16 protein-coding genes are annotated in these 14,589 nt (G+C 61.9%); 6 read left to right on the top strand and 10 right to left on the bottom strand.

Going from position 1 to position 14,589, the window contains the following annotated elements; genetic code table 11:
* Positions 1-12: 12 nt before the first annotated feature.
* Both atpD and AC1DUY_RS08900 read left to right on the top strand, forming a co-directional pair.
* Positions 13-1,455: a F0F1 ATP synthase subunit beta gene (gene atpD, locus AC1DUY_RS08905; protein ID WP_089263243.1), complete on the top strand. Its 1,443-nt coding sequence runs from the start codon at positions 13-15 to the stop codon at positions 1,453-1,455.
* Positions 1,456-1,575: 120 nt separating this feature from the next.
* Positions 1,576-1,983, top strand: a complete 408-nt coding sequence (locus tag AC1DUY_RS08900; protein WP_089263241.1) for a F0F1 ATP synthase subunit epsilon — start codon at positions 1,576-1,578, stop codon at positions 1,981-1,983.
* Between the two features lie 43 nt (positions 1,984-2,026).
* On the opposite strand, the gene AC1DUY_RS08895 is transcribed toward AC1DUY_RS08900, so the two are convergent.
* From AC1DUY_RS08895 to AC1DUY_RS08850, 10 genes are all read right to left on the bottom strand, one after another.
* Positions 2,027-2,521, bottom strand: coding sequence for an RNA pyrophosphohydrolase (locus AC1DUY_RS08895; protein ID WP_093757758.1), 495 nt, complete (start codon positions 2,519-2,521; stop codon positions 2,027-2,029).
* Between the two features lie 7 nt (positions 2,522-2,528).
* Positions 2,529-3,032, bottom strand: coding sequence for an RNA pyrophosphohydrolase (locus tag AC1DUY_RS08890; protein ID WP_068730156.1), 504 nt, complete (start codon positions 3,030-3,032; stop codon positions 2,529-2,531).
* Positions 3,033-3,137: 105 nt separating this feature from the next.
* Positions 3,138-4,346: a divergent polysaccharide deacetylase family protein gene (locus AC1DUY_RS08885; protein WP_439060186.1), complete on the bottom strand. Its 1,209-nt coding sequence runs from the start codon at positions 4,344-4,346 to the stop codon at positions 3,138-3,140.
* A gap of 145 nt (positions 4,347-4,491) precedes the next feature.
* Entirely contained in the window at positions 4,492-5,868 is a 1,377-nt protein-coding gene (locus tag AC1DUY_RS08880) for a S41 family peptidase (RefSeq protein WP_120287632.1), read from the bottom strand.
* Positions 5,865-7,169, bottom strand: a complete 1,305-nt coding sequence (locus AC1DUY_RS08875) for a murein hydrolase activator EnvC family protein (protein ID WP_478113680.1) — start codon at positions 7,167-7,169, stop codon at positions 5,865-5,867. Before AC1DUY_RS08875 ends, AC1DUY_RS08880 begins: the two co-directional genes overlap by 4 nt.
* Positions 7,170-7,295: 126 nt before the next feature.
* A complete protein-coding gene (gene rlmH / locus AC1DUY_RS08870) occupies positions 7,296-7,778 on the bottom strand; it encodes a 23S rRNA (pseudouridine(1915)-N(3))-methyltransferase RlmH (RefSeq protein WP_439060188.1) in 483 nt (160 codons plus the stop codon).
* 46 nt (positions 7,779-7,824) lie between these two features.
* Positions 7,825-8,190 (bottom strand): ribosome silencing factor, encoded by a 366-nt coding sequence (gene rsfS / locus AC1DUY_RS08865; protein ID WP_244558251.1) that lies wholly within the window; start codon positions 8,188-8,190, stop codon positions 7,825-7,827.
* Between the two features lie 360 nt (positions 8,191-8,550).
* Positions 8,551-9,180 carry a nicotinate-nucleotide adenylyltransferase gene (locus AC1DUY_RS08860; RefSeq protein WP_478113678.1) on the bottom strand — a complete coding sequence of 210 codons (630 nt, stop codon included), beginning with the start codon at positions 9,178-9,180 and terminating at the stop codon, positions 8,551-8,553.
* 30 nt (positions 9,181-9,210) lie between these two features.
* Positions 9,211-10,503, bottom strand: coding sequence for a glutamate-5-semialdehyde dehydrogenase (locus AC1DUY_RS08855; RefSeq protein ID WP_478113676.1), 1,293 nt, complete (start codon positions 10,501-10,503; stop codon positions 9,211-9,213).
* Positions 10,504-10,580: 77 nt separating this feature from the next.
* Entirely contained in the window at positions 10,581-11,555 is a 975-nt protein-coding gene (locus AC1DUY_RS08850) for a LysR family transcriptional regulator (protein ID WP_478113674.1), read from the bottom strand.
* Positions 11,556-11,637: 82 nt separating this feature from the next.
* Between AC1DUY_RS08850 and AC1DUY_RS08845 the strand changes: the two genes are divergently transcribed.
* Genes AC1DUY_RS08845 through AC1DUY_RS08830 form a run of 4 tightly spaced genes read left to right on the top strand, consistent with a single transcriptional unit; the run spans position 11,638 to position 14,566 of the window.
* On the top strand, positions 11,638-12,651 hold the full coding sequence (locus AC1DUY_RS08845; protein ID WP_120287636.1) for an ABC transporter substrate-binding protein: 1,014 nt from the start codon (positions 11,638-11,640) through the stop codon (positions 12,649-12,651).
* Positions 12,651-13,379, top strand: a complete 729-nt coding sequence (gene rutB, locus AC1DUY_RS08840; protein WP_089263220.1) for a pyrimidine utilization protein B — start codon at positions 12,651-12,653, stop codon at positions 13,377-13,379. The genes AC1DUY_RS08845 and rutB overlap by 1 nt, the downstream gene beginning before the upstream one ends.
* 7 nt (positions 13,380-13,386) lie before the next feature.
* Positions 13,387-13,773, top strand: a complete 387-nt coding sequence (gene rutC, locus AC1DUY_RS08835) for a pyrimidine utilization protein C (protein WP_093757765.1) — start codon at positions 13,387-13,389, stop codon at positions 13,771-13,773.
* 1 nt (position 13,774) lies between these two features.
* A complete protein-coding gene (locus tag AC1DUY_RS08830) occupies positions 13,775-14,566 on the top strand; it encodes an ABC transporter permease (protein ID WP_089263216.1) in 792 nt (263 codons plus the stop codon).
* The last annotated feature ends 23 nt before the right edge of the window (positions 14,567-14,589 follow it).

The raw sequence follows: 14,589 nt of genomic DNA, 5'->3' as shown, positions 1-14,589 counted from the left end.
GGAGAAGTTTTCATGGCCGCATCCGCCAACCAGACCGGACGTATCACCCAGGTCATCGGCGCCGTCGTCGACGTGCAGTTCGAAGGCTACCTGCCCGCAATTCTGAACGCGATCGAAACCAAGAACGGTGGCAACCGCCTGGTTCTCGAAGTCGCCCAGCATCTCGGCGAATCGACGGTCCGCACCATCGCGATGGACACCACCGAAGGTCTGGTCCGCGGTCAGGAAGTCACCGACACTGGCTCGCCGATCCAGGTTCCCGTTGGCGTCGGCACCCTCGGCCGTATCATGAACGTGATCGGCGAGCCGATCGATGAAGGCGGTCCGATCGCTTCGGAAGGCAACCGCGCTATCCATCAGGAAGCGCCGATGTATACTGAGCAGTCCACCGAGGCTGAAATTCTCGTCACCGGCATCAAGGTCGTCGATCTGCTCGCGCCTTACGCTAAGGGCGGCAAGATCGGCCTGTTCGGCGGCGCCGGCGTCGGCAAGACGGTTCTCATTCAGGAACTGATCAATAACGTCGCGAAGGCGCACGGCGGCAACTCGGTGTTCGCCGGCGTCGGCGAGCGTACCCGCGAAGGTAACGATCTCTATCACGAGTTCATCGAGTCCAAGGTGAACGCCGATCCGCACAATCCGGATCCGGCCGTGAAGTCGAAGTGCGCTCTCGTGTTCGGCCAGATGAACGAGCCTCCGGGCGCCCGCATGCGCGTTGCTCTGTCCGGTCTGACCGTCGCCGAGCACTTCCGCGATCAGGGCCAGGACGTGCTGTTCTTTATCGACAATATCTTCCGCTTCACCCAGGCAGGTTCGGAAGTGTCGGCGCTGCTCGGCCGCATTCCTTCGGCGGTGGGTTACCAGCCAACTCTCGCGACCGACATGGGCGCGCTGCAGGAGCGTATCACCACCACGCATAAGGGTTCGATCACCTCGGTGCAGGCCATCTACGTTCCGGCCGACGACTTGACCGATCCGGCGCCTGCTACCTCGTTCGCCCATTTGGACGCGACGACCGTGCTCAACCGTGCGATTTCGGAAAAGGGCATCTACCCCGCAGTGGATCCGCTCGACTCCACCTCGCGCATGCTGTCCCCGCTGATCGTCGGCCAGGAGCACTACGAGACCGCGCGTATGGTTCAGCAGGTGCTGCAGAAGTACAAGTCGCTGCAGGACATCATCGCCATTCTCGGCATGGACGAACTGTCGGAAGAGGACAAGCTGGCCGTGGCCCGCGCCCGCAAGATCGAGCGCTTCCTGTCGCAGCCGTTCTTCGTCGCTGAAATCTTCACGGGTTCGCCGGGCAAGTTCGTCGAGCTCGCCGATACCATCAAGGGTTTCCGCGCGATCTGCGAAGGCAAGTACGATCATCTGCCGGAAGCCGCCTTCTACATGGTCGGTGCGATCGAAGAAGCCGTCGAGAAGGGCAAGAAGCTGGCTGCGGAAGCCGCTTGATCAAAGAAGATTGCCGCTGTCGGGCTCTGCCCGGCAGCGGATTGAATTGTTCCGACTGCAGATTCTGACTGATAGACCGCGGACCGTGTTCGCGGGTGACAGCCAAGAGAGTAGCTACCGATGGTCACGTTCCACTTCGATCTCGTCTCGCCGGAAAAGCTCGCTTTCACAGGCGAAGTCGAGCAGGTCGATATCCCGGGCGCCGAGGGTGATGTCGGCGTGATGGCCGGCCACGCACCTGTGGTGATTGCGTTGCGTCCGGGCATCATGACTGTCACCAACGGTGGCAAGCATGAGAAGATCATTGTGCTCGGCGGCCTTGCCGAAGTCTCGGACAAGGGCTTGACGGTTCTTGCTGACGTCGCGACGTCGATCGCCGAGCTGGACCGCGAAGCTTTCGCCAAGGACATCGCCGAGATGGAAGAGAAGCTCGCCGAGAAGGAAGGTTCCGCTCTGGACCGCGCCATCGAGCGCCTCGACCACTTCAAGGTCATCCAGCAGCACATCACCTCGACGGCGATGCACTAAGCGCTATAGCCCGGGTAGCGCTTCGTTTCGTCAGGGCTTCGCCTCAGACAAATTTCGCAAAACTCTCGGCCACGGCGCGATAGACCTCCCGCCGGAACGGCACCACGAGATCCGCGACGCGATCCAGCCGCTCCCAACGCCAGGCGTCGAATTCAGGCGGCTGGTCATTGCGCGGCGTGAGCGGATCGACTTCGGCATCATCCCCGGTGAATTTCAGTGCAAACCACTTCTGCCGTTGCCCGCGGAACTGCGCAAAGCGATGGCTGGGGTTCTCGAACGGGATGAAGTCGTAGGTCATCCAGCCGGTCTCGCCGAGATAGTCGGCATGGCTGACGCCAGTCTCTTCCCATAATTCGCGCATCACGGCGACGCGGGGATCTTCGTCGGGATCGATACCACCCTGAGGCATCTGCCATTCCAGGCCCGGCAGAATGATCTCCGGCCCGTCATCCTTGAAGCGGCGGCCGATCAGAACTTTGCCGTCGGCATTGAACAGTGCGACGCCCACATTGGGGCGATAGGGCCGGTTATCCGTCATTGCGGCGCTAGCCGTCCGCCAGACCGGCAAATTCCTTCACCACCCGCTCATAGACGGGGCGCTTGAACGGCACGATCAGCTCCGGAAGGTTCTTCATCGGCTCCCAGCGCCAATTGATGAACTCGGCCTTGTGGCCACCCGGGGGGTGCGTGACGTTAATTTCCTTGTCATCGCCGGTGAAGCGTACGGCGAACCATTTCTGCCGCTGGCCGCGATAGCGACCCTTCCAGGCCCGCCCGGCCACCGTGCGGGGAATGTCGTAGATCAACCAGTCCGGCACTTCGCCGAGCTTCTCGACCGATTGGACACTGGTTTCTTCATAGAGCTCGCGCTTGGCTGCCTCCCAGGTGTCCTCACCGGGATCGACGCCGCCCTGCGGCATCTGCCAGACATGCATGTCATCGACGTGCTCGATACCGCCGGCACGTCGGCCGATAAAGACGAGCCCTTGCGGGTTGATCAGCATCATTCCGACGCAAGTTCGATAGGGCAGGTCTTCGTAGCGCGCCATTCCGTCAATGCCTCTCGCGTCCGTTCGAGCACTCTTTACGCAGCGATTCGACCTTGCTGAATCGCAGCGATTCGGCCGTGCCGAATTCACCCTAGCCCAAAGACGCTAGCTTGATTTTGATTTCAGCATCGCGGTTGTCAATGGCACCAGCATGACCCCGCGGCTTTCAAGGGTTTTCGCCCAGGCGCTGATACGTTCGATCGAGATCGGCAGCGCCGAAGCGACGCCGACAGCCACACCCCGCTCCTTGGCCAGCCCCTCGAGCCGCGCTAGCGCCTTGTCGATGTCTGCGGAGGTCGGCACCGCGTCGATGGCAACATCGGAGCGTGCGAAGGGCATGCCCTGCCCTTCGGCGGCTGCGGCGGCAACGCTGCGCGGCGTCGAGCCATCGTCGAACAATGCAAGCCCGCGTTTGCTGGCCTCACGCGCAATGGGTTGCATCGCCGTGTCAGTGGCGATGAAGCGCGCGCCCATGAAATTGGCGACGCCGACATAGCCCTGGAAGCGGCTCATATGCCACATCATGCGATCGAGGTTCTGCTCGGCCGTAGCCGAGGACAACAGCGTCTGCGGGCCGGGATCGTTGTCGGGATAGTCGAACGGTTCCATCGGCAGCTGCAGCAGCACCTCGTGGCGCTGCGCACGGGCGCGCTCGACCAGTTTGCCGGGATCCGAGCCATAGGGCGTGAAGCCCAGCGTCACGGCCGGCGGCAGCTTCATGATGGCATCGGTGGTCTTGGCTGCACCGACGCCGAGGCCGCCAATAACGATGGAAATGCTCGGCATCTTCATCGCCCTGGCGCGCTCGGCCTCGGAGCCCGCGGCATAGGCCGTGACCGGCTTCAGCGCGCCGATGGCGATGGGCACCATGCCGTGGCGGGATTTCTCCAGCAGTTTCTGATCGATCCCCGTCATGACCGGCGGCGACACATCGGCCGCAGCGTTGTCCGACCCCTCGCTCGACACCACGACATCCTTACGGGCGCCGCTGGAGCCGTCGATGATGGTAATGGTCTTCTGGCCGGGAACCTCGGGTGCCTTGGCCGTCTCGGGCGTACCGTGCTTGACCTCGACCGGCGGCTTGGCGGCGACCTTCTGATCATCAGTCGCGGCAGGTGCCTTGATCGCTACGCGCGCTACCGGCTCGCCGCCCATCGGGTTATTATTGAAGATGGCAACACCGAGAAAACCGAGCAGCAGCAAGGCGAGGATCGTGGCAAGCGCCTGCGTTCCGGAAAAAGGCAGCCGGAACCGCCGCTTACGCGTCGATTTTTGTCCAAGCGGGGCGCTCAGATCGTCCGCCGACACTGCCATGGATCTCCCGAATCAGCCGACCGGACAATAACACGCCCGGTCGCGGCCACGGCACCCGGAAGGGCGCGGGATCACCTGGAAGGATTGCAACAAAAAGGGCGACCCGAAGGCCGCCCTTTCCGCAGAATTGATGCGTATTCGCCGATCAGTTCGGCTTGGCGGCCGCCTTATCGTCCGCTGGCTTGTCCGCAGCAGCAGCGGCTCCCGGCGGCGGCGTGATGATTGCGTTCGACGTCACCTTGATGCCGTGGAGCAAATCGGCAGCGGCCTTCAGCGCCTTGTCATTCTTGGCATCCGGCGGCACATAGGACTGCGAACCGGTCTTCTCGTCGCCATCGTTCTTCAGATGGCCACGGAGCGAAGCCTCGCCCTTGATGTCGCGGGACTTCAGCTCATCCGGCACGTCCTGCACGATTTCGATATCCGGGACGATGCCCTTGGCCTGGATCGACTTGCCCGACGGCGTGAAGTAACGCGCCGTGGTCAGACGCAGCGCACCGTTGCCGGAGCCCAGCGGGATGATGGTCTGCACCGAGCCCTTGCCGAACGAACGCGTACCGATGGTGGTCGCACGCTTGTGATCCTGCAGAGCGCCGGCGACGATTTCCGATGCCGAAGCCGAACCGCCATTGATCAGCACCACCACCGGCTTGCCCTTGGTCAGATCGCCAGCATGCGCCGTGCGGCGCTGGGTTTCTTCAGCGTTACGACCGCGGGTCGAGACGATCTCGCCACGCTCGAGGAACGCGTCGGAAACGGTGACGGCTTCTTCGAGCAGACCGCCGGGATTGTTGCGGAGGTCGATGATGTAGCCTTTGACCTTGTCCGCGCCGATTGCCGCGGTTTGGGCCGCGATCTCGCGCTTCAGGCCTTCTGTGGTCTGCTCGTTGAAGGTCGTGATGCGGATGTAAGCGATATCGTCGCTTTCAACCCGAGCACGCACCGAGCGAACACGGATGTTGTCGCGCACAAGGGTGACGTCGAGCGGATTGTCCTGACCCTTGCGGATGATCTTCAGCTTGATCTTCGTATTGACCGGACCGCGCATCTTCTCGACGGCCTGGTTCAGGGTGAGCCCCTGCACGGCTTCCTCGTCGAGACTGGTGATGATGTCGTTGGCCATGATACCGGCCTTCGATGCCGGGGTATCGTCGATCGGCGACACCACCTTGATCAGGCCGTCTTCCATGGTGACTTCGATGCCGAGACCGCCGAACTCACCGCGGGTCTGCACCTGCATGTCGCGGAAGCTCTTGGCGTCCATGTAGCTGGAATGCGGATCGAGACCGGTGAGCATGCCGGAGATCGCCGACTCGACCAGCTTGCTGTCGTCGGGCTTCTCGACATAGTCGCTGCGGACGCGCTCAAACACGTCGCCGAACAGGTTGAGCTGGCGGTAGGTATCCGAGGTCGCTGCGCGGGCACTGGTGCCCATGAACACGGCGCGTGGCTGAGTCACGAAGAGCGTCAAGGCGGCGCCAGTGGCAGCACTCAGCAAAATTATGGAAGTCTTGCGCATCATCCGCGAACCTTTTCGCCTTCGTTAGCGGCCCACCATGGGCCTGGATCAATGGGAGTCCCGTCTTTCCGGAACTCGATATAAAGCACAGGCTGGCTGGCATTGGCCGCAAGGACGGATGCTACCCGGGATGCTGATCCCATGACAGCGATCGGTTCCCCGGTAAGGACGAACTGACCAATGTTCACCGAAATACGCTCCATCCCGGCGATCAAGACATGATACCCGCCCCCGGCATTGAGGATCAAGAGTTGTCCATAGCTACGGAACGGACCGGAATAAACAACCCAGCCGTCACACGGTGTTGTGACCTGCGCACCCGCCCGTGCGGCCAGTGACATGCCCTTTTCGACGCCACCCACACCGTCGGAACCGCCGAAATTGCGAATTTTAACCCCGTTGACCGGAAGTGCGAGCATGCCCTTTGCCGAAGCAAAGGCGATCGCCGGACTGAGCCTGCCGGGATCCTTGAAGGCGCCGATATTTGGCTTGCCGTTGCTGAGCGCCGCCGGCGTGCCCTGCAGACTGGCTGTGGCCGCCGCCTTCGCCGCCGCCTTGGAGTCCTGCTCCATCTTCGCGATCAGGCCCTGCAGACTGTCGACCTGACGGGACAAGGTCAGCGCACGCGCGGCTTCCGCTTCCATGTCCTTTTCCGCAGCCGACTGCTGCTTCTGGCGCTCCTCGGTAAAGGACGCGAGGCGTGTCTGTTCTTCCTTCAGCTTGTCGCGATCGCCGGCAAGCTGATCGCGCTCCGTCGAGATCGCCTTGCGCAAATTCACGAGTTCGCTGAGGTCGGCCACCAGTTGCTCGGCGCGCGCGCGCATCTCGGGCACAACGGAGCCGAGCAGCATCGCGGTGCGCAGCGACTTCAGCGCATCTTCGGGACGCACCAGCAAAGCCGGCGGCGCACGGCGGCCGGCGCGCTGCAAGGCGGACAACACTTCGACGATTTCGCCGCGGCGCGATTCCAGCGTACCGCGGATCTTCTGCTCGCGCGCATCCAGCGGCCGCAATCGTACTTCGGCATCGTCGATCCGGGTTTCGACGCTGCGGACGCGGGCGGCAATATCGATGAGCTGCTGACTGAGCTTGCCGCGATCCTGTCCGATCGCCGCGATATCGGCTTTCAATTTCGCCTGCAGCTCCGCAGCGCTCTTCTGCTGCGCGCGGACCGCTTCAAGCTCCTGCTCGCGTTGACGAATGATATCGGGTGACGGCGCATTCGCTTGCTGGATCGGCGCAGCGGTTTGCGCACGGACCGACGTCGTCATCAAACCTGCAAGAGTCGCTGATACCAGCATCATGGATAACGACGATGCGTTCGACATCCCGCGGCGAACGGCGTCGTATTCAGATGGAATGGACCGCGGTGACAGCATCGTGGTTTCGACAGCGCCTTCTTTCAAACGCGATACGCTCAATATAGCGAGCTAAACGCGGTGATACGGGTGGCCAGCTAAAATTGTAGCGGCCCGGTAAATCTGTTCCAGAAGCATGACGCGAACCATTTGATGCGGCCAGGTCGCCGAGCCGAATGCAATGCTCAGTTTGGCTTTGCGCCGCAATTCGGGCGAAAGTCCGTCCGCCCCGCCGATGACAAAAACATTATGTGGCACCGATTCGTCCCGCCACTTCCCGATATGGCGAGCAAAACTGGCGCTGTCGACGCTGCTGCCACGCTCGTCGAGCGCTACTAATACAGCCTTTTCCGGAATCAGCGCCGAAATCGCCGCTGCTTCCTCATTGATCCGGGTCACCGCATCGCGTGCGCGGCTTTCCGAAATTTCATGAATCGCAAGGCCGCGAAAACCGAGCTTGCGGCCAATATCGTCGAAACGATCACGGTACCGTTCCGCGAGCTCGCGTTCCGGACCCTGCTTGAGCTTGCCGATGGAAATCACAAGAAGATGCATCAGCGCAGACTAGCACGCGTCGCGCCGTTGCCGAATTCTCGCTGGCTCAAACAGCCTTCAGATCGATCCGCGGTTCATCCGACGGGCTCTGCGTCCACAAACGTTCCAGATTGTAGAATTCGCGAACTTCAGGCCGGAAGACATGCAGGATGACTTCGCCGGTATCGATCAGCACCCAATCGCAATTGGACAGGCCTTCGACATGCAGCTTCTTCTGACCGGCTTCCTTGAGACCTTTGGCGACATTTTCGGCCACCGCGCCGACATGGCGGTTCGACCGGCCGGTGGTCACAACCATGTAATCGGAGAAAGCCGACTTGCCGCGCAGGTCGATGGTCACCGTTTCCTCGGCCTTCATGTCGTCCAGGCGGGCGAGAACGAGATTGAGCGTTTCGGTCGCGCTGTCGCGCACCGCCGCAGCAGATTTCTTTGCCTTGGGCGAAGCAACCTTCTTCGGAATGACAGCCTTCGGTGCAGCTTTTGCCGCAGCAGGTGTCTTGGCTGCAGCCTTCGGCTTTGCGGTTTTGGTTGCGGCAGCCTTTTTAGGCGCGGCAGCCTTCTTTACCGAAGCGGACTTCTTGGGTGGGACAACCTTGGACGAGGCTTTCTTGGCACCCGTCTTGGACAATACAGAAGTGGCCAGAGGACCATTCCTTTCACTGTATTGGGACGCCGAATCCGACGCCCGGTGAGATCAAGTATGCATGTGGGAATGCCGGATTCAATATTCCAGCGCCCGCCCTATAGCACTTATCGGGCGAGTGTTGTGGAATTACGTCTTCCAGCTGCCATCCGGGTTCCGCAGCCGGGTGGAGGACAGATTCAGCTTCAAACCGGTCAAAAATACCCATGCGGGGGGCTTCAGGTCGGCCAATGACCCAGCGTCCTGCTCCGGTATCCGGTAACGGCCGAGGGCTTGGGCGGCGGTCGATGCCAGTCCCTTGAAGCTCTGCGGCGGCCGGTCGATGACCGCAAAGGGAACCTCTCCGGCAATCACCTGCCAGCTCTCCCAGCGGTGAAACTGGGCGAGATTGTCGGCACCCATGATCCAGACAAATCGTGCTTGCGAACATCGACGTCGGAGGTAGCTGATGGTGTCGACGGTATAGCGCGTACCGATGACACTCTCGAGACAGGTGATATCGATGCGCGGGTGATCGGCCATCGCCTTCGCAGCCGCCGCGCGCTCGGCGAGATCGTGCAGATTGCGTTGATCCTTCAGCGGATTGCCCGGCGACACCAGCCACCAGACGCGATCCAGCTGCAGCCGTTTCATCGCGAACAGGCTGATGGCCCGATGCGCGGCATGCGGCGGATTGAACGATCCGCCAAGCAGACCGATCCGCATCCCGGGACTATGTGGCGGTATGCCCTGCGCCGGCGGGACTGAATGCAAATCCAATTCAGTCTCCACGCGCCGAAACGCACATCATCACGGCCGGGTCTGTCCGGTGCCGTGAATGCGATATTTGAAACTGGTGAGCTGCTCGGCGCCGACCGGGCCGCGCGCATGGAATTTGCCGGTGGCGATTCCGATTTCGGCACCGAAGCCGAATTCACCGCCATCGGCAAACTGCGTCGAGGCGTTATGCAGTACAATCGCGGAATCCACTTCGTTGAGAAACTTCGTGGCCACCGCGACGTCCTCGGTAACGATCGCATCGGTGTGATGCGAGCCGTGATCGCGAATATGCGCGAGCGCATCATCGACACCATCGACGACCCTGGCCGAGATGATCGCATCTTCGTATTCGGTGTCCCAGTCCTCGTCCGTTGCAGGCTTGACGCGCGCATCGGCCTGCTGCACGACAGCGTCACCGCGCACCTCGCAGCCGGCATCAATCAGCATTTCCACCAGCGGCTTGAGATGCGTACCTGCCACCGCGCGGTCGATCAGCAGCGTTTCCGTCGCGCCGCAGACACCGGGACGGCGCATCTTCGCATTCAGCACGATCGATTTCGCCATATCGAGCTTGGCGGTACGATCGACATAGGTGTGATTGACGCCTTCGAGATGTGCGAATACCGGGACCCGCGCTTCGGCCTCGACACGCGCGACCAGGCTCTTGCCGCCGCGCGGCACGATCACATCGACGCCGCCATTGAGGCCGGTGAGCAGCAAGCCAACCGCCGCACGATCGCGCGTCGGCACGAGCGTAATCGCGGCTTCCGGCAGACCGGCTTCACGCAGGCCCTGCACCAGACATTCATGAATTGCACGACAGGAGCGGAAACTGTCCGAGCCGCCGCGCAGGATCACGGCATTGCCGGACTTCAGGCACAGCACGCCGGCATCCGCCGCAACATTCGGACGGCTCTCGAAAATCACCGCAACGACGCCGAGCGGCACCCGCACGCGTTCGATGGTCATGCCATTCGGCCGCTGCCAGCTCTCGGTGACGGCGCCGACGGGATCGGCGATGTCATGAATCACACGAATGCCGTCGGCCATCGCATGCACGCGCGCCTCGGTCAGGGTCAGCCTATCGATAAAGGCCGATGTGGCGCCATTGGCGCGCACCTCGGCGACATCCTCGGCATTGGCCGCCAGAATCGCAGGCGCACCGGCACGGATCGCGCGCTCCATGGCCGCAAGCGCCCGGTTCTTTTGCTCCGTTGGAGCCACCGCCAACGCACGCGCAGCCGCACGGGCGCTCCGGGCGAGGTCGTTCATCAGGACAGGCAGATCAGCCGATCCGTCGATGGCTTTCAGCGAGGCGGTCATGGCGGGCTCAAATGGGCGGAATGGGAATTCACGACCCCAAAATAGGGACTCACGGGAGCAAGGTCAAAGCGTGTTCGCTACCATCCTGCCGCTGTGCGCTCGCGGATCGATTGCGCCACGAGCTGGATGCCGCGGTAAAGCGCGCGACCGGCCGGCGACAGGTCACGCCCGACGCGACGGATCAGATACAGATCGCGCTCGATGACCGGATCAAGCAGCCTGCGGAAGGTCAGCACGGGGTGGTCCGTCGCGGGCAACGCCAGACCTGGCAATGGCGCCACGCCGACGCCGGCCTCGACCATGGCGAGCAGGGTCGCCGGGTGTTCGGCCTCATGCAGCGGGTTGCTACGCCCCAGTTCCTGCAGACCGCGTTCCATTTCCAACCGGATCCCGGTGCCGGTCGCCATTGCGATCATGCCTGCAGCGACGCCGTCCATCCAGTTCACGGTGCTTTGTGACGCCAGCTGATGATCCCGCCGCATCACCAGCGCAAAACGATCCGTCAGCAGCTTCGTCGCGTCAAGATCCGCATCCTCACCCGGCACATTGGCGATGCCGAGCTCGGCGTCGCCGCTGCGCAGCCCGGCAATGATCTGATGCCGTGACACTTCCTTGAGCGTCACGCTCACCATGGGATATTCGCGCTGGAAATTCGCTAGCACCACCGGCATCAGACGCAACGCCACCGACGGCACGCAGGCCACCGTAACATGGCCGCGGCGATGCTCGCGCAGATCGCGTAAATCCTGAATTTGGTGATCGAGATCCGCCAGCAGGCGTTGGATCCCCGGCAGGAATTCGGCACCGACCTTGCTGAGTTGAACGCTGCGCGTCGTCCGGTCCAGCAGCCGGACCTGCAGCTCGTCCTCGAGCTGGCGAACGGCCTGGCTGAGGGCGGACTGGGAAACGCCAAGTTTCCGCGCAGCCCGGCTGAAGCTCCCAGCCTGAACCACCTCGGCGAAGGCACGGAGTTGCCGGAGGTCAATATTCATAAGCATTACAGATAAATATATCTGTTTTTCCCGACTTGTTAATGAAATTACCGAGTGCAAGAATTTTATGCGAAAGCCCGCTGCGGCTAAAAACTATGCAGCGCACCATCTGACATCGGCAATGGCGGCGAGGGACAGAGGCATGATCGACAGGCGCAACCTACTCAAATATTCGCTCATCGGCGCGGCAGCGGCACCGTTCGCAGGCCTGGGAGGCCCGGCCTTTGCCGCCGGCCGCAAGGTTCTGGTGTCCGAAGCCATCCGGCTCGGCATGTATGCCTCGCTCTATGTCGCCGCCGATAAGGGCCTGTTCGCCAAACATGGCCTCGACACCGACCTGTCGACCGCAGGCGGCATCGCTCTGCCGGTGCCGATCCTGCTGTCCGGCCGCGGCCAGATCGGCGTCACAAGCCCTGGCATGTCGGTCAACGCCACGCGTGAAGGCGGCAAGCTCAAGAATATCGCCAAGATCGTCGGCGGCGTGTCGATGTGGGGAATGACCCGCCCGGACACCAAGATCACCACCATCGATGATCTCCGCGGCAAGACCATCGCGACGCTGAAATTTCCGTCCTCGACGATCCAGGTCCCGACTTACGCGATGAAGACGGTCGGCAAGTTCGACCCCAAGGAAGCGGGCGTTACCTTCCTAGAATTGCCACCGGGCGCCCAGGCCGCAGCCGTCAAGGATGGCCGTGCCGACATCGCCACCGCATTCGAATGGGATATCAGCATCGGCGCCGAACAGTTTGGCCTCGTACCGTCGCTATCATTCGCCGATCTGCTTGGTCCGCTGTGTTTCACGACGGCCATGGCCACCGAAGACGTGATCGCCTCCAACCCGGAGGCGGTGCAAGGCTTCTGTAACGCCATCGCCGAGGCGCAGAAGATGATGCACGAGAACAATGCTGTCTTCACCGAGGTCGCAGAGAAGTACTTTCCGAAAGTCTCGCCGTCGGTGGTCGGAAATGCGACGAAGAACTTCTTTGGCAGCAAGACGGCTATCCCGAAAAACCCCACCATCTCCGCCGAGGAATGGGATCGCGCGATGTTGCTGGAACAAGGCGGCGGCGCAGTCTCAACGACGCTTCCCTATGCACAAATGGTCGACAATCGCTTCGCCGAGAAAGCGACCAAAGAATTCGGATTGGCGTGATGTCGGTCTCAACCAGCTTTCCGCCTGAACGGCGCTACGTCACCTTGCCCGCACGCCCCGAGCCGTTGCGGCTCGCGGTCGAGGAGACCGCAGTCATCGTGGTCGACATGCAGAACGCCTACGCGTCGCCGAACGGCTATCTGGATCTCGCGGGCTTCGACGTGACCGGCGCCAAGGCAGCGATCGTGGCCGTCAAGGAGACGCTGGAGGTCGCGCGCGAGGCCGGCGTCACTGTGATCTATTTCCAGAACGGCTGGGACGCCGACTATGTCGAGGCCGGCGGTCCGGGCTCCCCGAACTGGCACAAATCGAACGCACTCAAGACCATGCGCGCGCGCCCGGAATTGCAAGGCAGCCTGCTCGCCAAGGGTGGCTGGGACTATGCGCTCGTCGATGAACTCCAGCCGCAGCCCGGCGACATCGTGGTACCGAAGCCGCGCTACAGCGGCTTCTTCAACAGCCAGTTCGACAGCATCCTGCGCGCGCGCGGCATCCGCAATCTCGTCTTCTGCGGAGTTGCCACCAATGTTTGCGTGGAATCGACTCTGCGCGACGGCTTCCATCTCGAATATTTCGGCGTGATGCTCGAAGACGCGACGCATCAGGCCGGCCCCGACTACGTCCAGAAGGCGGCTGTCTTCAACATCGAAACCTTCTTCGGCTGGGTTTCCAGCACGGCCGATTTCCGCCGCGCATTCGCGCAGACTGAAACCTCCACGAAAGCCTGAGGATCCCATGACAGATCGCGCGATTATTCCGCCCGGCACTCATCCGCCGCTCGCACCTTACTCGCCCGGCATGATGGCCGACGGCGTGATCTATGTGTCCGGCACGCTGGCCTTCGACAAGAACAACGACGTCGTTCATGTCGGCGATGCGGCGGCGCAGACCCGGCACATCCTTGAGACGATCAAGAGCGTGCTGACTGCCGCAGGCGCCACGATGGCCGATGTCACCTTCAACTCCATCTTCGTAACCGATTGGGCCAATTACGGCGCCGTCAATAAGGTCTATGCCGAATACTTCCCCGGCGAGAAGCCGGCTCGCTACTGCATCCAGTGCGGACTGGTGAAACCGGATTGCCTCGTCGAGATCGCGTCGATCGCACACAAGCGAGCTTGATGTGACGACCATCGAAGCCACCCAAGCCAATGTCGCGCGGCGGCTGATGCCGCCGGTCCTGCGGATCGCGCTGCTGCAAGTGGCACTGCTAGCTCTGTTACTTGCTGCCTGGGAAATTGCGATCAGCTTCAAATGGATCGCGGTCTATCTCTACGGACGGCCAAGCGGCATCTTCGCCAAGGCCTCTATTCTGATCGCCAACGGAGAACTCCTGCGCGATGCTGCGCTGACTGCCTGGGAAGCCATCGCCGGATTCCTGATCGGCACTATTGCCGGCAGCGCCGTCGGGCTGCTGCTCTGGCTGTTTCCCACCAGCGCGGCGGTGCTGCGCCCCTATCTCATCGCGCTCAACGGCTTGCCGAAGATCGCACTCGCACCCTTGATTATCGTGTGGTTCGGAATCGGCATCTCGTCGAAGATCGCCATCGCCGCCATCATCACCTTCATCGTCGCGGTGATCACCGCGCAACAAGGCGCCAAGGAAGTCGATAGCGACCTGATCAAGTTGATGCGCTCGCTCGGCGCCAGCCGATGGAAGACCTGGCGAACCGTCGTCATTCCGGGCGCCATGCCGTGGATCGTGTCCGCCTTCCGTCTCAATGTCGGCTTCGCGCTGATCGGCGCAGTCGTCGGCGAATACATCGCCTCGAAAGAGGGCCTCGGCTACATGATCTATTATGCCGGCGTGCTCTACGATTTGAACGCCGTCTGGGTCGGCATCGCCGCGCTCATGGCCGTAGCGCTACTGATGTACGGCGCGATCGACATTCTCGAACGCCGTCTGCGCTTCTGACTTTCCATCGCTCGAACCCGCAA

The sequence above is a fragment of the Tardiphaga sp. P4_G1 genome, from assembly GCF_056401215.1.
This window is presented reverse-complemented; position numbering and strand designations above follow the sequence as displayed.